This is a genomic window from Paenibacillus sp. IHB B 3084, assembly GCF_001447315.1.
In the GTDB taxonomy this organism is placed as follows: Bacteria; Bacillota; Bacilli; order Paenibacillales; family Paenibacillaceae; genus Paenibacillus.
In genome coordinates this window covers 2,735,609-2,754,631 of sequence record NZ_CP013203.1, presented here as the reverse complement: position 1 = coordinate 2,754,631, position 19,023 = coordinate 2,735,609, and the positions used below count along the sequence as shown (strand labels likewise).

Annotated in this window: 24 protein-coding genes and 1 pseudogene; 11 read left to right on the top strand and 14 right to left on the bottom strand. The window is 45.1% G+C overall.

The features are described 5' to 3' along the window. Positions 1-3: 3 nt before the first annotated feature. A complete protein-coding gene (locus ASL14_RS12950; protein ID WP_134911874.1) occupies positions 4-909 on the bottom strand; it encodes a LysR family transcriptional regulator in 906 nt (301 codons plus the stop codon). Between the two features lie 154 nt (positions 910-1,063). Between ASL14_RS12950 and ASL14_RS12945 the strand changes: the two genes are divergently transcribed. Then, positions 1,064-1,804: an SDR family NAD(P)-dependent oxidoreductase gene (locus ASL14_RS12945; RefSeq protein ID WP_134911873.1), complete on the top strand. Its 741-nt coding sequence runs from the start codon at positions 1,064-1,066 to the stop codon at positions 1,802-1,804. Between the two features lie 385 nt (positions 1,805-2,189). Here ASL14_RS12945 and ASL14_RS12935 read toward each other — a convergent pair whose 3' ends face one another. Then, positions 2,190-2,540, bottom strand: a complete 351-nt coding sequence (locus ASL14_RS12935) for a winged helix-turn-helix transcriptional regulator (RefSeq protein ID WP_134911872.1) — start codon at positions 2,538-2,540, stop codon at positions 2,190-2,192. 213 nt (positions 2,541-2,753) lie between these two features. Between ASL14_RS12935 and ASL14_RS12930 the strand changes: the two genes are divergently transcribed. The 3 genes and pseudogenes from ASL14_RS12930 to ASL14_RS12920 all read left to right on the top strand — a co-directional run bounded on the left by ASL14_RS12930 (position 2,754) and on the right by ASL14_RS12920 (position 4,483). Further along, the gene (locus ASL14_RS12930) at positions 2,754-3,305 is read left to right on the top strand and encodes an NAD(P)H-dependent oxidoreductase (RefSeq protein WP_134914534.1); all 552 of its coding nucleotides are present in this window, start codon (positions 2,754-2,756) and stop codon (positions 3,303-3,305) included. A gap of 31 nt (positions 3,306-3,336) precedes the next feature. Further along, positions 3,337-4,033, top strand: a pseudogene (locus ASL14_RS12925) (SDR family oxidoreductase). Positions 4,034-4,222: 189 nt separating this feature from the next. Further along, positions 4,223-4,483, top strand: coding sequence for a hypothetical protein (locus tag ASL14_RS12920; RefSeq protein WP_189338258.1), 261 nt, complete (start codon positions 4,223-4,225; stop codon positions 4,481-4,483). Here the strand turns inward: ASL14_RS12920 and ASL14_RS12915 are convergent. The 3 genes from ASL14_RS12915 to ASL14_RS12905 form a co-directional block, all read right to left on the bottom strand. Then, positions 4,439-4,870 carry an Rrf2 family transcriptional regulator gene (locus tag ASL14_RS12915; protein WP_134911871.1) on the bottom strand — a complete coding sequence of 144 codons (432 nt, stop codon included), beginning with the start codon at positions 4,868-4,870 and terminating at the stop codon, positions 4,439-4,441. The two genes, ASL14_RS12920 and ASL14_RS12915, sit on opposite strands and share 45 nt — an antisense overlap. 86 nt (positions 4,871-4,956) lie before the next feature. Then, positions 4,957-5,403 (bottom strand): GNAT family N-acetyltransferase, encoded by a 447-nt coding sequence (locus tag ASL14_RS12910; RefSeq protein ID WP_134911870.1) that lies wholly within the window; start codon positions 5,401-5,403, stop codon positions 4,957-4,959. Between the two features lie 198 nt (positions 5,404-5,601). Then, a complete protein-coding gene (locus tag ASL14_RS12905) occupies positions 5,602-6,333 on the bottom strand; it encodes a YheC/YheD family protein (RefSeq protein ID WP_223264303.1) in 732 nt (243 codons plus the stop codon). A gap of 203 nt (positions 6,334-6,536) precedes the next feature. Between ASL14_RS12905 and ASL14_RS12900 the strand changes: the two genes are divergently transcribed. The 4 genes from ASL14_RS12900 (at position 6,537) to ASL14_RS12885 (ending at position 9,141) form a co-directional block, all read left to right on the top strand. Further along, a complete protein-coding gene (locus ASL14_RS12900) occupies positions 6,537-7,082 on the top strand; it encodes a glutathione peroxidase (RefSeq protein ID WP_134911868.1) in 546 nt (181 codons plus the stop codon). Between the two features lie 138 nt (positions 7,083-7,220). Beyond that, complete coding sequence (locus ASL14_RS12895) at positions 7,221-7,799, top strand: TetR/AcrR family transcriptional regulator (RefSeq protein WP_134911867.1); 579 nt, start codon at positions 7,221-7,223, stop codon at positions 7,797-7,799. A gap of 28 nt (positions 7,800-7,827) precedes the next feature. Then, the gene (locus tag ASL14_RS12890) at positions 7,828-8,568 is read left to right on the top strand and encodes an SDR family oxidoreductase (RefSeq protein WP_134911866.1); all 741 of its coding nucleotides are present in this window, start codon (positions 7,828-7,830) and stop codon (positions 8,566-8,568) included. A 36-nt stretch (positions 8,569-8,604) separates the two neighbouring features. After that, positions 8,605-9,141 (top strand): Crp/Fnr family transcriptional regulator, encoded by a 537-nt coding sequence (locus ASL14_RS12885; RefSeq protein ID WP_134911865.1) that lies wholly within the window; start codon positions 8,605-8,607, stop codon positions 9,139-9,141. Here ASL14_RS12885 and ASL14_RS12880 read toward each other — a convergent pair. The 8 genes from ASL14_RS12880 to ASL14_RS12845 form a co-directional block, all read right to left on the bottom strand. Beyond that, positions 9,074-9,598 carry a DinB family protein gene (locus ASL14_RS12880; RefSeq protein WP_134911864.1) on the bottom strand — a complete coding sequence of 175 codons (525 nt, stop codon included), beginning with the start codon at positions 9,596-9,598 and terminating at the stop codon, positions 9,074-9,076. The genes ASL14_RS12885 and ASL14_RS12880 overlap by 68 nt on opposite strands. A 66-nt stretch (positions 9,599-9,664) precedes the next feature. After that, on the bottom strand, positions 9,665-10,609 hold the full coding sequence (locus ASL14_RS12875) for a helix-turn-helix transcriptional regulator (RefSeq protein WP_134911863.1): 945 nt from the start codon (positions 10,607-10,609) through the stop codon (positions 9,665-9,667). 108 nt (positions 10,610-10,717) lie between these two features. Beyond that, the gene (locus tag ASL14_RS12870; RefSeq protein ID WP_134911862.1) at positions 10,718-11,074 is read right to left on the bottom strand and encodes a nucleotide excision repair endonuclease; all 357 of its coding nucleotides are present in this window, start codon (positions 11,072-11,074) and stop codon (positions 10,718-10,720) included. A gap of 157 nt (positions 11,075-11,231) precedes the next feature. After that, complete coding sequence (locus ASL14_RS12865) at positions 11,232-11,972, bottom strand: YheC/YheD family protein (protein ID WP_134911861.1); 741 nt, start codon at positions 11,970-11,972, stop codon at positions 11,232-11,234. A 16-nt stretch (positions 11,973-11,988) separates the two neighbouring features. Next, a complete protein-coding gene (locus tag ASL14_RS12860; RefSeq protein WP_134911860.1) occupies positions 11,989-13,101 on the bottom strand; it encodes a 2-aminoethylphosphonate aminotransferase in 1,113 nt (370 codons plus the stop codon). Next, positions 13,098-14,258 carry a phosphonopyruvate decarboxylase gene (aepY, locus tag ASL14_RS12855; RefSeq protein ID WP_134911859.1) on the bottom strand — a complete coding sequence of 387 codons (1,161 nt, stop codon included), beginning with the start codon at positions 14,256-14,258 and terminating at the stop codon, positions 13,098-13,100. The genes ASL14_RS12860 and aepY overlap by 4 nt, the downstream gene beginning before the upstream one ends. After that, positions 14,258-15,157 (bottom strand): phosphoenolpyruvate mutase, encoded by a 900-nt coding sequence (gene aepX / locus ASL14_RS12850; protein ID WP_134911858.1) that lies wholly within the window; start codon positions 15,155-15,157, stop codon positions 14,258-14,260. The genes aepY and aepX overlap by 1 nt, the downstream gene beginning before the upstream one ends. Positions 15,158-15,199: 42 nt before the next feature. Next, a complete protein-coding gene (locus tag ASL14_RS12845) occupies positions 15,200-15,928 on the bottom strand; it encodes a YheC/YheD family protein (RefSeq protein ID WP_134911857.1) in 729 nt (242 codons plus the stop codon). A gap of 338 nt (positions 15,929-16,266) precedes the next feature. On the opposite strand from ASL14_RS12845, the gene ASL14_RS28040 reads away from it, so the two are divergent. The 3 genes from ASL14_RS28040 (at position 16,267) to ASL14_RS12835 (ending at position 17,951) form a co-directional block, all read left to right on the top strand. After that, positions 16,267-16,878, top strand: coding sequence for a glycoside hydrolase family 55 protein (locus ASL14_RS28040; RefSeq protein WP_223264302.1), 612 nt, complete (start codon positions 16,267-16,269; stop codon positions 16,876-16,878). Next, positions 16,866-17,216 (top strand): right-handed parallel beta-helix repeat-containing protein, encoded by a 351-nt coding sequence (locus ASL14_RS29305; RefSeq protein WP_335338630.1) that lies wholly within the window; start codon positions 16,866-16,868, stop codon positions 17,214-17,216. Before ASL14_RS28040 ends, ASL14_RS29305 begins: the two co-directional genes overlap by 13 nt. A gap of 111 nt (positions 17,217-17,327) precedes the next feature. Further along, on the top strand, positions 17,328-17,951 hold the full coding sequence (locus ASL14_RS12835; RefSeq protein ID WP_134911856.1) for an acetate uptake transporter: 624 nt from the start codon (positions 17,328-17,330) through the stop codon (positions 17,949-17,951). 78 nt (positions 17,952-18,029) lie between these two features. On the opposite strand, the gene ASL14_RS12830 is transcribed toward ASL14_RS12835, so the two are convergent. Then, positions 18,030-19,016 (bottom strand): aldo/keto reductase, encoded by a 987-nt coding sequence (locus ASL14_RS12830; protein WP_134911855.1) that lies wholly within the window; start codon positions 19,014-19,016, stop codon positions 18,030-18,032. Positions 19,017-19,023 lie beyond the last annotated feature (7 nt).

Sequence of the window (19,023 nt, the reverse complement as noted above, 5' to 3'; positions counted from 1 at the left end):
ACATCAGTCCAGATTATTTTGAAAGGCTTCCCCCTTAAGCTCTTGCTTCAACACAGAATAAAGCTTTGAACCTGCCAGCTTAAGCGGATACTCTGTTGTTTTACAGAGAATACCGAAAGTCATATCTATCAAACTGCCGCTTAATTCCCTCGTCGTTGTTCCTGCCGGAACGGGATTCACTAGAATTTGGGGTACAAGGGCAATACCTAACCCACTTTCCACATAGAATTTCAAAGCCGTCATGCTGCCAATTTCCATGGTATCTAACGTGGTTATTCCATATTCCTTCATGACCATTTCTAGTTTGCGACGATAGGGGCAGGTGGCTGACGTAATTAGCAACCGATGTCCCTGTAAATCCTCTGGCCCAATGCTTGTTTTTTCGGCAAGCGGATGATGTTCAGGCATCAAAACCACAAAATTCTCCTTACATAAAGGTTCAAAATATAGCTCAGTGCCCAAATCTGGTGCGGAACACAGCGCTAAATCAATATCCCCTTTGAGAATCCACTCACTCAAGGTGGGGGTATTTCCAAACTCGATGGAGATCTGAATGTTCGGATAATCGGATAAGAATCGCTTTAGAATCGCCGGTAATCGGTAGCTGGCGGTCGGCTCGGTCACTCCTAAACGAATATGGCCTGCGGTGCCCCATTGCAGATCCTCTATGTTCTTCTGCAATTGCTCCATATCCTTTACAATGTGCAGACTTTGCTCATAAAACACCCTGCCCGCCTCAGTTAACTTTATTTTCTTGCCTCGTTCAATCAGTTGAACTCCCATATCCGACTCCAGCTTTTGCATTTGCATCGTAACTGTAGATTGCGCATAATTCATCTCTTCCGCCGCACGAACAAAGCTCCCGTAGTTCACGATCATTTGAAATGTTTTGAGTGTTTTAATATCCATCCTCATACTCCTGATCTGAATTCAATTTTATTGAACCATCTATTCATTTAATTCAATTATACAGAACCATGTACATCCCCTACAATGATACATATCAGATGGTATTTATTTTTTCAGAAGCAAAATCAAATGGACGGATAAGGAGCGATTGTATATGGATTTACATCAAAAAGTAGCATTGGTTACAGGTGGGGGTACAGGAATTGGGAGAGCTGTATGCATGGCGCTGGCAGATCGAAAGGCTACGGTGGTCGTCAACTATTCGCGCTCTAAAAAAGATGCTGAGGAAACCGTGCGGATGATACTTGAAAAGGGTGGGCTAGCTATTTCGTTACAGGCAGATATTTCCCAAGACAAAGAGGTACGAGATATGGTGGACCAGATTGTTCAGCAATTCGACACCGTTGATGTACTCGTGAATAATGCCAGCATTACACATCACATTCCTATGGATGATCTGGAGGCGGCCACGGAAGAGGTATGGGATGATCTTTTTAATGTAAATGTAAAAGGCATGTTTTACTGCGCCAGAGCCGTAGCTACTTTTATGAAGAGTAGTAAACAAGGTGCCATCGTTAATCTTGGAAGTATAGCGGGACAGACGGGGCTAGGTTCCTCACTCCCTTATGCCGTATCTAAAGCGGCCGTTCACGGGCTAACAAAATCTTTGGCACGAGCCTTGGCACCAGATATCCGCGTCAATTGCATCGTGCCGGGAGCGGTAGCGACAAGATGGTGGGCGGGGAGGGAGGATCAAATGAAACAATTGTTTCCTCATTTGCTGCTACAGCACATTTCCACGCCCGAAGATATCGCCAGCATGGTTTGCTCTGCCTTGGAACAGGAAGCCATGACAGGCCAGATTATTACGGTGGACAGCGGACAAACGCTGTAATAACGCGAAGATTTTGGGACTTCTGATAAAAAAACAAACCGCCTTCCCAGCAAGAAATCGTATAGTATTGAGAAGGCTATTTTCTTTGCTACTGGACCGACAATAAATAATTCCAATACGAAAGCAGTGATACCATCCCCAAACACATCATCAAACCAAAATAAAAATCTTCTTTCTTAGTTGTTGGTAATTTCCATCATCCCTTCTGTTTACCTTCGTTATTATATAGATAGTGGAAACCACCACATAAGTGAACATTTTGATTCGCATTTTCCTTTTTCAGAGTACAGGAAATTGGTATCGTCTTATCTTGACGATACCCTGGAATGTTTCGGTTGCAATTTGTATTAGAGCGGCAAGAACTTTATGCCTCCCGGGCGCTCCCTCAATGATCTGCTTTTAAATCTAAACCAAATCTCTTCAACTCAATAAAAATACTTTCCAGTCGCTTCCCTTTTTCCGTTAACGAATATTCAACGCGCGGGGGAACCTCGGGATAAACCTTTCTCACTAACAGACCATTGTCTTCAAGCTCCTTCAGGCGTAGGGAAAGTGTTTTGGGACTAATCCCCTTCATGGATTTCAGAAGTTGGCTAAATCGCAGTGTTCCTTCGATAAGAAGGTCACGAATGATTAAAAAAGTCCATTTCGTTCCGATCAAATCAAGCGTCTGGGCAATAGGGCATGGCTCACCTGGTATCCCTTTGGTCAATTGAATTGGTTCTTGAACGTGCATAGGAACCATCCTCCCCAAAAAAATAACTGTTAAACCCAATAATATCACAATAATTCCTTTTGGTAACTATATGAATTAAATATCACTACTTCCCTAAATGAATTTAATACATATACGATATTGATGTAGTAAGTAACGCTTTCTCTAACATGAGGAGGTGATTAGCGGTTGGGGACAGGGGCAACAAAGACAGTGGGAAAAGGAGATGGAGAAATGAATAATATATTAATCATTAATGGTCATCAAAAGTATGATGCGTCCGAAGGAAAATTGAACCAAACATTGATGGACCATATGGTGCGTCTTTTAAGTGAAGAGAACGAGATCAAAACAACATCTGTTCAAAACGGATACACCATTAGCGAAGAACAAGAAAAGTTCTTATGGGCGGATGTGGTCATTTATCAAACCCCCATCTATTGGTTCAGTGTTCCTGGGTTATTGAAGACTTATATGGATGAAGTTTACGCTTACGGTGTATTCTTCACGGGTGCTCGTGAATATGGAAGCGGCGGTTTATTAACCGACAAGAAATATATGTTCTCAACGACTTGGAATGCCCCGGAAAAAGCCTTTAATGATCCAACTCGATTTTTTAATGGCGATAGCTTAGAAGGAGCGCTCCGTCATTTGCACTCTGCACATACGTTTCTCGGTATGAAGCCTCTAAAGAGCTATGCATGCTACGACGTCATTAAAAACCCAAATATCCCTAAATTTATTACTGATCTTGATACACATCTACAAGCCGTATTCAATGATTAATACATTCAGCAAAACATAGGAGGTTATTGATTTGAAAAATCAAAAAATTGTGATTATTGGTGGAAGCTCAGGTATTGGTTTAGAGACAGCTAAGCAAGTCATTTCGCTTGGGGCGGAAGTGGTTATCGCCAGCCGCTCGGAAGATAAATTGCACAAGGCCAAAGAAATGCTGGGACCCCGTGCTGGATACGACAGATGAGCAGCAGGTAAAGTCCTTTTTTGAACAAGTCGGCAAGTATGATCATCTGGTCATTAGCGCTGCCGAAACATCCGGGGGGTCATTCCTCCAGTTGGAAACGGATCACGCACGCACGCTATTCGAAAACAAGTTTTGGGGCCAATATTATGCGGCTAAATACGGAGCACTCAAACTCTCAGCAAAGGGTTCCATTACCTTATTTTCCGGTGTGGTGGCATTCAAACCGATGATTGGATCCTCAGCGCTTGGTGCTGTTAATGCAGCCGTTTCGAATCTTGGTCAAACCTTGGCGTTGGAGCTTGCTCCCATCCGCGTGAATGTCGTCTCACCTGGCATTATCGATACACCTTCCCGTAGCAAAATGCCTGAAAATGCACGTAATCAGTTCTATGATACAGTGGCAAATAAGCTCCCTGTAAAACGAGTGGGACATGCGGAGGATGTTGCACAAGGCGTACTTTATTTAATCCAAAATCATTTTGTGACCGGAACCATTCTTCATGTGGATGGAGGACACGCTCTAACATAAACGCTTTGCCAAAAATCATGTCAGCTATATAGCACAGCTCCCAAGCCTTAGCAAGGTCGACCAGATTTATAAACAGCAATTCATAGAATTCACTTGACATCGCACCTACGTTGTAACTAATATTGTTATAACAAAATTAGTTACAACGATGCTATAAGGTATTGTACAACTCAACTGGAGGATGAAATTATGAATATTACAGATCATTTTATTCCGGTATTTGCGAGTAGTCTGGAGTCGGCTGTAGCCCATTATGAAAAAATCACCGGAAAGCCGTCTGACAGACAATGGGCTATTCCCGACGCCGAGCTTCAATTAGCCACGGTCTATCCCTATGTCATCGTTTCGGGGACCGAGCAAGCTTTGGAGCTTGCCAAAAACCTGCGCTCTGGCCTCTTCTGCTCATCAGTAGCCCGCTTTTTGCTGAAGTTGGGCAGCAATTTGTCCTAACGTGACGGAAGAAAGCCTTCCTTCCAGCGCCAACTGTGCCTGCACCATCTCAGGATGCAGTACCTCTTCAATATGTTTCCCCACCGAGCATTCGGGGTCCGGGTCTTTATGGAACCTGAACAGGTCGCCATCGTCTGATGCTTCAACGGCTTTATAGATATCCAGTAGTGTAATTTGCTCTGCTTCTTTTAATAAAGAAGCCCCACCGACACCTGCTTTGACTTGGATAAATCCGGCTTTTTTTAATTGCGCAATGATTTTGCGTATGATGACAGGATTACTATTGACGCTTTTGGCAATGTAATCGCCTGTACATAACGATGGACGCAAAGCAATCATGGACATGGTATGCACCGCAATTGAAAATCGGCTGCTAATTTGTTTCATCGAATCACCCTCTTTGTTGTAATCAGTATAGTTCCAACAAAACGAGGGCGTCAATGGCTTCACATTAGCTTGCAAGAACCCTTGATTTAGTTAATGGAATAGTTAATCCAATCTGCCTGGACAGCACCCTTTTCTTCAAAGAAACGTTGTGCCCGCTGATTGCTGGGCCCCGTGATCCAGGACATGTACGCATACCCATGCTCTTGTGAGTATCGGCGGCATTCCAAAAACAGTTGCGATTCCACCTCAGTATCTCTGTATGGCTCCATAACAAACAGATCGTTCATGATGGTAATTTTATCTGCTCTCATCGTGCTGAAAGCAAAGTATAATGTAGCGAATCCAATCAGCTCCCCATCCTGCTCTACTACGAACTGTATACCTGCCTGCTTCTCGAAAAGGTTAAAAATCAAATTATGTAGTTTCTCAGCAGCCGGTCTGGGATTCTTATAAAAACCAACAATATACTCATACATTAACTCCGTCAAACCATTCACATCGTTAGGTTCAGCATTTCTTACGATAAATGACATGTTAACTCCCCCTCTTGCTTACGATTGAATAAATATACTATATAGAGGATTAATATGCAAAGCATTAGAGATAACTAGCACATTTCACTAATGAACTATCATAGCTTGATAAAACAGAACCAGCCTAACACTTCTTTATTTTCGTGCTTCGACTGGTTTTTGATTGATGAGATTCCAATGTGCTTGAGCAACTCTATACTAATGTTTTTTAATCCGACGCTTGTTCTTCAAAATGGTACGGATCATGGTTTGGTTAGGGAGTTGCGTGAACAGCATATGTCCGGGGTGCGGATTGGCCTCGATAATCCAGATCTGACCACTCTTCTCAATAGCCAAATCAATGCCCAACTCGCGAACTGAATGGTTTTGCTCTATCGTGTCGGCAATCATTTTGGAAAGTTCGATGATCTGATCCAGAGTCTGTCTCATTTTCGTTCTGTCATTTTTAAAAACTCTTAAAAGCACTTTGGATATCGGAGCCGCATGTCCCCCTTTCCGGTAATTGGTCACGAATCTGGATGGGGCTGCCACACGCCCGGTTATCCCTGAAATGATCCATTCTGATTCCGGTTTCTGCATGTACACTCTGGCATCAAAAATAGAGCCTTTGTACTTCGCTAACCGCAGTCCTCTCTGTACCAAATAGCGCCGATGGGGCTTCCTGTAGGATCTAATGGCTCTACGGACCGCATGGGATTTGACGACCCTGCGACTGGAGCCGCAACGGACCTCATATTTCCTTCCCAGCTTTTTGGCCCGTATGATACCATTCCCCCCACTCCCGTAATTGGGCTTGATAAAGACCGTGCGATAGGTATTTAGCATACGTAAGGTCTTCGCAGTAGAAATCCAGTGGGTTTCAGGCAAATGAGAGCTCAAAACGGGATGATGTCGCATTTCCTTGTATTGAACCATCTTTCCAATGGGCACGAATATCCCTCTATTCTTTTGGGTTTTTGCACGCATTACATGAATATGCATCCATATTCTATCTTGGTAACGGCTAATGTCACAGTTTGCTATGAAAGAGGCGAACCCCCTTCTACCTATAAAGGTCATTCGAATAATCTATTAGACCAATAGACACTCTGGATATATGATGTATAAAAAATAATATGAGGAGGGACTTTAATATGTCTATTTATGATTTTCAAGCAACCTCAATTAACGGGAAGCCGATTAAACTGTCAGACTACAGCGGAAAAGTTCTCCTCATCGTAAACACAGCCAGCAAATGTAGCTTTTCCCGTCAATTCGCTGATCTACAGAAGCTCTATGAAAGTCGACGGGAACAAGGTTTTGAAATTCTCGCGTTTCCTTGTAACCAATTCAATGAAAAAGAGCCGGGTAGCAATTCGGAAGTTCAGGGGGTCTGCCAAATTAACCATGGAGTAACATTCACGCTATTTGAGAAAACGGATGTAAGAGGTCCATCTCCTCATCCTTTATTTCAATATCTGACACAACAGGCACCGTTTCAAGGCTTCGATACCCAAACCAAGGACGGTCAATGGATGGAGGATTTCCTGAGGGATAAGTATCCGGAAATATACGCTGGCGACGGGATCAAGTGGAATTTCTCCAAGTTTCTGATCGATCGCGATGGTCATGTAAATGGAAGATTTGAATCAACGACGGAGCCCTTTGAAATAGATTCTGTCATCGAATCACTGTTGTAGGGTTTCAGTTTACTCCTTTGAATTTGTTTAGAAGAAAAAGAGTATCAAATGACAAAAATGAATATTTGTCATTTGATACTCTTTTGTGTTATCCTGACTTCAAGGAGGTGACTCACACGGCAACTTGACCGTGTCTCTATGGAAAAATCCTCAGATATTTTAACCAAGCAACAGATTCTCATCGCTACAGAAGACACACTTAGACGTTTTGGTGTAGCTAAAACCTCCGTGACCGATGTTGCCAAAGTATTAGGAGTAAGTCATGGCACCATTTATCGACATTTTAAAAGCAAAGCCGAACTTCTTGAAGGCGTGACCGAAAAATGGCTGAATGAAAAGATTATCGCTCCGTTAACGGAGGTGTGTCAGGATTCATCCCTGCTGGGAACGCCGCATTTAAAACGATATATACAGACCTTGATCGAACTCAAGCAGTATTATGCCCGCGATGACGAGGAGATGTTCGAGATGTATACCCGGGTCACCGAGCAAGCCGCTGATTTAATCGACCAGCATATCGCCCACATTGTGGATCAGCTCGCTGACATCATTGCACACGGGAACATCACATCGGATCAGCCAGCCCAACTGGCGCGTACCCTTTTCTATGCCACAGCCCGTTTTCATCATCCCGCTCATGCTTACGAATGGAAGAGTCCTGCGATTGATCAGGAGTTTTCGGATGTGTGGATGCTTTTAGAAAAAGGAATCTCTTAAAAAATTATAGAAAGAAGGTTAAATACCTATGAAACATTTGGACGGAAAAATAGCGATTATCACCGGTTCCTCCAGAGGAATTGGACGTGCTATTGCCGAGCAACTGGCTGATCTGGGCGCTAATGTAGTCATCAATTATGCCAGCAGTCCGGACAAAGCTCAGGAAGTCGTGGAGGGCATTATTCAAAAAGGCGGAAAAGCCATAGCGCTCCGCGCTGATCTGGGCAAGATGAGTGATATTGAAGCCTTATTTACACATACGATTGCTGAATTCGGCAAAGTGGATATTCTGGTTAACAATGCCGGATTGATGATCACCAAACCTCTGGCTGAGGTAACCGAGTCCGATTTTGACAAACAATTCGCACTGAATGTAAAAGGGACTTTCTTTGCCTGTCAACAAGCGATGAAATACATGGAAAACTGCGGAAGAATCGTGAACCTGTCTACGTCCGTCATCGGACAAATGTTTCCGACCTATAGCGTATACGCGGGTACGAAAGGCGCGGTGGAGCAATTTACCCGCCAGCTTGCGAAAGAATTCGGGAGTAAACAAATTACGATCAACGCCGTGGCTCCCGGTCCCGTGAACACCGAGCTTTTTCAAGCAGGAAAAACCGAGCAACAGATCGAAGTCATGAAAAAAATGAATGCGATGGGTCGTCTCGGTGAACCGGAAGATATCGCTGATGTGATTGAGTTCCTGGTCAGCGCCAAATCACAGTGGGTTACCGGACAGACAATTCGCGTCAACGGCGGATTCATTTAAAAGCTGGAATACATGAAATGGAGGCTGTTCACGCTCATGATATTACACAAAGGCGAGACCCTGTTCCGGCAAGGGGAATCCGGCCCTCTATATCACTTAAAGAGCGGCCTGTTAAAAATTATCCGAGTCCATGAAGACGGCTCGCAAATTTTAGTTAATGTGATTGTGCCCGATGAAATCATCCCGCATCACTCCCTGATCAGTCCCAATCCTTATTACGGTACAGCAGTGGCGCTGGTAACCTCAGAGGTTGAAGTTCTGTCGCAAAAGGAATGGTATCTCGCGCTGGAGCAAGAGCCGGCGCGATGTCGGGCTGTCGCTTTGCAGCTACAGGATAAATTGCGCATGATGCAGCAACGAATCGACCAGCTTACCGAGGTGTCACCTGCCGAGAAGCTTCGGAAGCTTCAACGCTGGTTCCACTCCTACATCGCACCCGCCACGCTAACAGACGTGCTAACGCAGGAGGAAATCGGCCAGTTCATCGGTCTGCGCCGGGAGACGATTAATCGGCTATTGCGTGCTTCAAGCGCTCCTTCTGCAAAAGATGATGGCGATAATGCATCTCGATGAGCGTAAACCACTCTCCAGCATTCAACGCGCCGAATCTGGGATGAGAAACGGTAGACTTCCCTGCTGTTTCCCCAACGTTCGGCTCAATCTCTCTCATTTTGCGGATTACCGCGTTCAATCCCTCTACAATTTCTTCTTTGCTAGTCGGTTGTGGTGGAGTGTACTGCGGGGATGACGGGACCTGGATACGTATTGGCGGAAAGCCTCCCAGATCAAAGATGGCCGTGCCTGCTTCCGTTTTAACCCCTGTCTCCCCATTAGGCTGTAGACAAACATCAACGTTCTTCAGATGCATATAAAGAGCAGAGTTCACCAAATGAAGGTACATTTGTCCAAGTGACCATTCGCCCTCCTGCGGTGTGTACTGCAATTGCTCCAAGCTAAAGTGGTCCAATTCAAGAAGATAGTGTTGTACCGTTTGTTCAAAACGCTGCAATGTTTCGGTTGTTGTATTCATATACTATTAACTGCCCCTCTCCTTCAAGTAGCTTTACTATACAAAAATGCTACTGACAGCCTTATGTCAGTAGCATTTCAACATTTTTTCGACTTCCGATCGTACCCGATCCCGGAGCGATTCAGGCTCCAGCACGACCATATCTGCACCCCACCCGAGTATCCATTGTAGTAATTCCTCTGGCTGCCTGACGCGGAAGAGTACATGCAGTCCATCCGCACGCTCCTCTACAGCCTCCATGTAAAAATTGTTCGCTTCCTTCACTTTATCAGCGATATCCGAACGGGCTAATATACGAACACGTACATGGCGATCATCGGTTTGCTTGTAATCCTGCAAATTAAAATCGATGGGGAACTGAAACCTCTCCTCCAGCACGATAAGCTCGTCCATCCGGGACAAGCGGAAATGGCGAAGTTGCTGCCGCAATTCGCATTGCCCAATCAACATCCACGAACCACGAATCAGCACAAGCCCATAGGGGGCGACCACACGCACACTTTGACGATTCCCGTCATCCTCTGGCATTCTTTTGGAATAGCCGAACCGTACCTTCCGTTTTCCCAATATAGCGAGACGCAGCGTTTCCAAACAGGTTTTCTCTTTAAGGTTTGCCCCTTCACCCACCGCGAGCAGCCTGATGGTCGTACGCACCCGGGAAACTTCCCTGCGAACACTCTCCGGTAAAATAGCTTCAATCTTTCTGCGAGAAGCCTGCGCCTTGATGCCGTAATTTGCATCAAATTTTTGTTCGACAAAATCTGTCCCGATTAGCAACGCCACGGCTTCTTCCACGCTAAAGCTCACCGGGGGCAAAAAATATCCCTCCATCAGGGAATATCCAATGCCGGGTGCACCTATAATCGGTACACCCGATTCGCTTAGTGCCTGAATATCCCGATAGATGGTTCTCACACTTGTTTCGAATATGGCCGCCAAATCCTCGGCTCGTAAAATATCTTTACGTTGCAATTCTAGCAAGATAGCTAGCAGGCGGTCTGTTTTGTTCATACCACGGCACCCTCCCTGGAAGGATCTAAAATACAGTAATACAAAAGAGCAATAAGGGCAGTACATCACTGCGACTTATTGCTCTTTTTTCATACGGAAGTTACTTCATTACTTAAAAAATACTTTTTCGACGTTATATTTAGCCTTTTGTGAATTGATGATGTAGGTTTCATAGATTTCTCGCTCTACCGCATCTTCCACAATACAAACCTCAATAATCGCCACTTCGTTCCGCTTGTCCTTGATTGGTGATACGGTATCCTCAAAATGCTTTTTGATTCTTTGTCTCAGCTTTCTTGCTTTACCAACGAACAGCAATTCCTCCTGCGCGTTGTAGAACATAAAAATACCACTCTTATCTCTGGGAATCAGGTGGAAATCTGTAAATCCATAAATATGGCTCAGCTCAGGGTTAACCTGTTTGGTAATCGTGATGTCCGGGGTTGGAATCGTTATGTTTATCACTATGTCACTTCCTCATTCTATATAGGTGTAAATACTATCACAAATCCCGATGTAACACCATTCAATAATCCTTGTCCCATGACTAAAACTCCCGACTTAGAAACTGTATGAGAAAAAGATGACTCTGATGAATACAGAGCCACCTTTTCATTTTATGTTATCCGTTTTTGTAATCCGTAATGCGGTAATACATCGTTTTATCCTTCAGCTTACGGAAATGGGACCTTGCCGGATAAAGATTAGCTTCAATAATCCCGATACTTCCTTTCCGGTCTATTCCAATGTCCAGTCCATATATACGGTGTCCCGGAAAAAAAGCACTTAATCTCTTCGCGGAACGGATGGAAACACGATCAATATGGGACTCTAATGCACTGGCAGACAAGTGCCGAACAGAAGATTGCTGAATACCGGATTTAAAGCTGAGCAATGTCCCTTTACTCCGTGTATTATTGGATACAATATAGCCTTTGCCTGCAACTTTGATAACCTTTCCTGTGACTACCCATACAGATGAGTTGATTCTCCGTTGAATGATGACTCTCATATCAAAAGGGCGTTTGTGGATGGTCGGACGAGTAATTCTGCGTTGAACCATATAACTGGCGTTCCCGATTTTTCTTCTAATATAATGATACGTATTGGTTCTGCCCCGTACTAAAACTCGTTTATTCTCGTAATGTACAATGTACTTATGGTTTCCTAGCCAGGAGACCTGGAAGATCCCCTGTCCACGACTCCCCCACACCGGTTTCACGATAACATGCACGTACTTGGAGAGAAGTTTCGAAAAATTATACCTGTCCAGGAGCTTCGTTTCGGGGACATAAGACCTCAGAGACGCATACCTTCTCAATAACAAATATTTGTACCACTTATCTTTTGCTGCTGATGCCATGGGGACTCCACCTTTCTCATCCGCATTTTATGCTACTGAGATAGCGTTCAAGCCATTCCAAAAATAACTCCATTTCCTTATACGTGATATCACCTATATTGGCAATCCGGAACGTATTTAGTTTCTCAAGCTTGCCGGGATAAATCATAATACCTTTGCTGTAAAAATAATCATGCATAGATTGAAAATCATAACCTGCACAATGAGGTTCAAGAATGGAAGTAATGATTTTGGAATGATGCTCTTCGGGAATGATATAGGTTAGACCTAAGCGGGCTAACCCGTTAATTAAGGTTTTCCAGGATGTCGTGTACCTTTCGTATCTTTTATCCACCCCCTCCTGCTTTAATTCCTCAATCGCTTGTCTAAGCGCATATAAGGTTTGGACTGGAGGAGTAAACCGCATCTGCCCATGTTCCACAAAATAGTTGTATTGAGCATACAAATTCAAATAATAGCTTCTTGGTTTCTGGCCTTTCAAATTCTCCAATTTGCTTTTTTCGGCGATCACAAACGAAACCCCGGCCATTCCCTGTAAGTTTTTGTTGGAGCTTGTCGCCAGGTAGGCAATGTTCATTTCCTTCAATTGAATTGGAATGGCCGCAAATGAGCTCATGGCATCCACGATCATGTCGATTTGATACCTTTTGCATAATTCTCCGATATCCTTTACCTTGTTAAGCAGGCCCGTTGTCGTCTCGTGGTGTACGACGGCCAGATGGGAGACGGTGCGTTCGGAAGATTGGATATATCTTTCTAATTCAGCCAAATCAATAGCATCATCGGGAGGACTTTTGAATTCAAAATAGTCCACTCCATAAACCTTCGCTATCTCGCACATCCGTTTTCCATAGGCTCCATTGCTGACAATGACCACTGCATCGTGATTCGGGACCGAGCTTATGATGGATTCCACCGCTGCAGTACCCGATCCACCAAACAATACGGTTGCATAATGATCCGGGTCTGCGACCAGCCGGGTAAGCTCTGTAGAAATATATTCCATGATTTGGCCAAACTCGGCTTCACGAGGACAGATATCCGGAACCACCTGTGACCATTTCACACTTTCTGTAGTCGTTGCCGGACCAGGGGTAAGCAAAATATTTTTCTTGACGGGAGAACTCATGAACCGCCCACTTCCTTGCCCTTCAAAGGACTGTTATGAATAAAACGCAACAGACGTTCTTTTACTTCGTGAGGCTTCATATGCGGTCGAGCAAGCTGATCCTTGGAATACTTAGATATTTTCAGGCACAAAAACGTAAGTTCTCTATTCACTTTCCATTCCTGTAAAGAGGCTTTCAGTTCCTCGAGACTGTGAACATGAATCGACTTCGTATACCCGCATGAAGCCGCAATATCTATAAAATCCACATTATGGGATACTGTACTTTGCCCGCCTGTTGATTCATGAGCGTTATTATCGAGCAGAATATGAACCATATTGGGTGGATGGTAATACCCGTTGGTTGCGAGACTCCCCATACGCATCAACAGAGATCCGTCTCCGTCAATCACGACGATATTTTTGCCTGGTTGGCTCAGAGCCAAACCAAGTCCAAAGGAACCTATACATCCCATTGAACCCACCATGTACAGGTTGTTAGACACATCTTCAATTTCATACAGCTCACGCCCGGTTTTACCAGTTGTTGCGAGCTGTACGGTATCACCGTCTTTCATGGAGTTAATCGCAGATAATGCATCATACCGTGTAGGCATTTGATGATCCGCATGACCATGCTGCCGGACCTGATTTACATGAATGGAGGTTTGCAGTTTTTGCAATGGCTCTTTGTCAAAAGTCCCTTTCTTAACGACAAAAAAGAACGAGCGACGCCGCGCAATTTGTTCATTAGCCTGGATCAGCTGATTTTTTGCCTCCTCTAAATCTTTGGAGAGATACTGCCATTCCACATCCATCACATCCAGCATTTGCGTTGTAATCCGGCCCATCAGTTCATGCTGAGGCTCGTCAGGTATCCCCGGTTCTCCGCGCAAGCTGACAAATCCAAGCAGCGGAATATGAAAAGGGTAATTAAGAGAGGTCAATGGCGAAACAGCATTGGTTAGTCCTGAATTTTGCATAAGGACTACCGACTTCTTCCCCCCTATATAAGCTCCGGATGCAATGGCGACCGCATCCCCTTCGTTAGCCGCTGCAACATAATCGCATTCGTTTATGGCATAATTGATCAAGCTTTTCAAGAAGGAGCATGGAACACCGCTGAAAAAGGTAAATCCTAATTTTCCCAGCTCTTCTCCTAACAATTTTGTGTCCATTATACGTGCTCACCCGAATCCGGTTCTGACGACGGGAGGTATTGCCGTTCCGCAGCCTGCAGCTCCTCGACCCCTTGAAGCCGGAATACTTCTTCGAGGGTTGCGACGCTCTTCTCGATATGAACAAGGCTTTCATCCCGATAAATTCGGTCAGATAATTGTTTCATGGCTTGGATGGATGCTCTCAAATTATGGTTTGCCCAAATCACAAGGCTGATCCCCATCTCCTTAAACCTGACGGTTGGAGTCGTATAGTATTTGGTAGGCACGATCACTACCGGCAATCTTCCGGCCCATTCCTTCATGAACGCTTCAATCTCTGCGGCATCCGATCTTTTGCTGTGTATAAATACGGCATCGGCTCCTGCCTTCCGGTACGCCTCTGCCCGCTGCAGCGCCACTTTAAGCCCTTTCCCGGCAATAAATGCCTCTACTCTGGCCACCACCGTAAAGTCCGCGTCCGTTTGCGTATCTTTCATCGCTTTAATTTTCCCGGAAAACTCTTCGATATCAGCCAAAGTCTGCCCTTGACCGTTAATGAAAGAATTCATTTTGGGGAACCGCTTATCTTCGATGCATACCCCCGCTATATGATGCTGCTCCAGTTTTTTCACCAGCCGCCTTGCATTATTGAAGTTGCCGTACCCCGTATCTCCGTCCAGTAAAATCGGGATGGAAGTAGCGTCACTCATGAATTCCAAAACATCCAATACCTGCGTCCAGGAAGCCTCATTGTTGTCCCTGACTCCCATCGCTGCAGAGATGGACAACCCGCTGGCCCAAATTCCTTTAAACCCCGCCTCCTCCACAATTTTGGCTGACAGACCATTATGAGCTTCCATGATAAACTCCAGTTTTTGAGAATTGACCAACTCTCTTAGCTGCTTTGTTTTTTTCATTGAAACTTTCTCCTTCTCCCCTAAAAATAATGTGCAAGGAATCTACTTCCAAATAAGCCTCTTGTTTCTCATGATCGTGTTGATCATAGTAGGATCGGGAAGCTGGGTAAACAGCATATGTCCGGGGTGTGAATTGGCCTCGATAATCAAAATACGGCCTTTTTTATCTATGGCAATATCGACCCCCAATTCGCGAACTGGATGCCGTTTATTAATCGTTTTGGCAATGATGACAGATAGTTTGGATATTTTACGAAAATAGGCATCCGCTTTCGTGCGGTTGTGCTTAAAAAGGCTGAAAAGCACTCGATGCAAGGATACTGCATGCCCTCCTTTAAGATAATTGGTAACATACTTATGAGGTGCCGCGACACGGGCGGCCGTGCCGGAAATCACCCATTTCCCCCCTGGTTTCTGTAGGTATATCCTTGTGTCAAAAATCGACCCATGGTACTTGGCTAACCGAAGTCCCTTCTGTACTAAATACATGTGTCTGGATTTCTGGTATGACTTAATTGCTCTCAAGACAAAACGAGATCCAACAATCCTTCGACTTGAGCCCCTACGAACCTCATATCCTTTCTTCAATCTCTTGACCCGGATAATCCCGCTGCCACCACTCCCGTGATTAGGTTTTATGAAGACCGATGAATAGGTATTCAGCATCCGCGAGGTCCTCGAATCCGTAAACCAGTGGGTTTCAGGTAAATGCGGACGCAAAACGGGATGTTGCAACATTTCTTTATGCTTTTTCATTTTTCCAATGGGCACTTGTCATCCCTCTTATCTTTTTGGGTTTTTGCGCATACAGTATGCATATGCATCCAGATCCCCTTCTGCGTGGGCCGCTACCTCTGCTAGAAACCAAGATTCATGTCACAAAACGGCATGTCCCAGCTTGTTATAAATACGAAAACCCCTAGGAGACAACCTTTCGGACAGGCTCGGGGTTCGGACCACAGAAAATAGGCTGTCGCCAAATCACAAAAGCTCCGCAACCAGGAAGGTAGCGGAGCTTTTATTTCCAGTCAGACAAGGCCAGGCTCAGCTTGTTGCTGGTAGCCGTCATTGCTCTCGTTATTCAAGGTTCTATAGGAGGAAACCCGCATGTGGCCCAAGCAGCCGACAATGAGATTAATGCCAAGGATTTTGGCGTTAAACCCAACTCGAATTCCTCACAATCGAGGGAAATTCAGAATGCGTTAAAGTATTTCTATGATCGTGGTACAGAGGGAACCGTGTACTTCCCGGCAGGTACGTATCTGGTTGACGATTCGATCCGTTTATATGCCGGGGTGAGTATGAACGGGGACGGAATGGGAAAAACCATTTTCAAAAAAACAGGCACCAAAAGCCAATACGTTATTGCGAATCCTGTCCTGCGGGATAATTCTGAGCGATTAAATGTGAAATTATCCAATCTTACGATTGATGCAGACCGTACGAACCGTGAAGCCCACGGAGAAAGTCAGGTAGGCGGTATTATTATAGATGTGGCCGTCTCGCACTTCACGCTGGATCGAGTAGAGATTCGTGACACGACCATCGGACATGAAAGCTATCCGGCAGGTGAGTTCCGTAACGTCAAAATTACGAATAACCAGATTACCAACTCGGGTGGAGGCAGTGGAATCAATCTGTCACGCGCAACGTACACGACGGTCAACAATACCGTAACCAATAATGTAATTGAAAATTTCCTCGGGGAATCTTTGTACTGACTGGAGCGACAGGTAACAACGTATACGGGAATACGGTAAAAAATGCATCCCTGCAAGGTCTGCTAGTCCAATCGGATGGCAATACCTTCACAGACAATGAATTTATTCAAACCAATTCTTCACTTAATCCTGACGCAATCATCCGCCTTTCCAGTGCCAATAACAACAAAATTATTGGTAACGAAATGACCACATACTCCGGATTCTCCAACATAGGAATACGGGTTACCGATTCCAGATCCAATGAAATTAAGGACAACATCACAGATACTTCAGGCAAATCAGTCAGTATCGAGGGGGGAAGTAATAACGTCAATACAGGAAATCGCAATCGGTAGCAGAATTATGTACTATGCTAGTTCCTCTGTTTCCGTTACAATATGTCAGTGTGACTCTGGCATCGGCAGATTGACGCGTACTTGAACATTATTGGAGGCTTCTATTTTTTCATGCAAAACGAATCTCATTCTAACGTAAAAATCGTAACGGCCGATCCGAGCGCGATCGGTCTGTTTGGCTTGGCTATTGTAACGCTTGTGGCTTCATCCCAAAAGCTCGGTCTCACTGAAGGCTTGAGCTTCATCATCCCTTGGGCAATCTTCCTTGGTGCCTTTGCACAGCTGTTTGCCTGCATTCAGGATGCAAAGCATAATAACACCTTTGGCATGACGGCATTCGGCGCTTACGCTTTCTTCTGGTTAGCCGTAGCTAGTAGCTGGATGATCAAAATGGGCGTATTCGGCCCTGAGCTGGCTTCTGCTGTAGACGGTAAACAGCTCGGTTTTGCCTTTGCGGGCTATCTCATCTTCACGCTATTCATGACCATTGGAGCGATGGAGACGCATAAGGTTCTGTTTTTTATCTTTGTATTGATTGATTTTCTGTTCCTCGGTCTTAGCTTCGATGCATTCGGTGTTGCTCCTGAGGTATTCCATACCATCGCGGCTTATGCTGAAATGGGAATTGGTCTTCTCTCGCTGTACGGTACAGGAGCCGCCGTTCTGAATGCTCACTTTGGCCGTACGTTCCTGCCTGTAGGACGTCCCTTCGGTATTTTCAAACCACGTCCTTAGCTGTATATGAAAGCCCCGCAAAGCCGCCTTTCGCGCCGATCCGCGTTAAGGACGGCTTTTTGGGTTATAAAGTTGGAATTATTCGGCTTGCCAATTCGGCATCCGCTCTGCCGGGTAACGAAGACCCGCTGCCATTCCTTTTGGAATGATCGCGTTAATGGCTTCCATCTCCTGCGCGGATAAAGTGATATCGACTGCCCCTGCATTTTCCTCCAAATACTTCACCCGCTTGGTGCCTGGAATCGGAACAATCCCCTCTTGCGCAAGCAACCATGCCAAAGCCAGTTGAGAAGGCTTAACACCTTTTTGAGCAGCGAGGTCTTTAACATGCTGCACGAGATCGAGATTTTTCTGGAAGTTCTCAGGTTGAAAACGTGGCACGGAGCGACGGAAATCGTCTTCTGCAAAATCATCAAACTTCTGAATTTGCCCGCTCAAAAAGCCGCGTCCAAGTGGACTGTAGGCCACAAATTCGATGCCCAGTTCCTTACACGTCGGTATAACTTCATCTTCCGCTTCCCGGCTCCATAAGGAGTATTCTGTTTGCAGGGCTGTAATCGGGTGTACCTTGTGAGCACGTCGAATGAGCGCAGGAGAAGCTTCGGATAGTCCCAGATAGCGGACTTTTCCTGCCTGAACCAAGTCACTCATCGCGCCCACCGTTTCTTCGATAGGTACATTCGGATCGACACGGTGCTGGTAGTACAAATCAATCACATCTACACCCAGTCTTTGCAGGCTGCGATCACACGCTTCTTTCACATATTCAGGACGGCCGTTTACACCCAGAAATGCACCATCTTCTCCGCGCATAATCGAAAATTTGGTAGCCAATACAACCTCATCACGGTGGCTCCGCAAAACTTGACTGATCAGTTTTTCATTTTCCCCCACACCGTAGGTATCGGCAGTATCCCAGAAGTTTATCCCTAACTCCAGCGCACGATGAAGCGTTTTGATCGACTCCTGATCATCCAGCTCACCATAATATTCGGACATTCCCATGCAGCCCAGACCCAGTGCAGATACTTGAAGGTCACTTTTACCCAATTGTTTCTTTTTCAATGTCCAT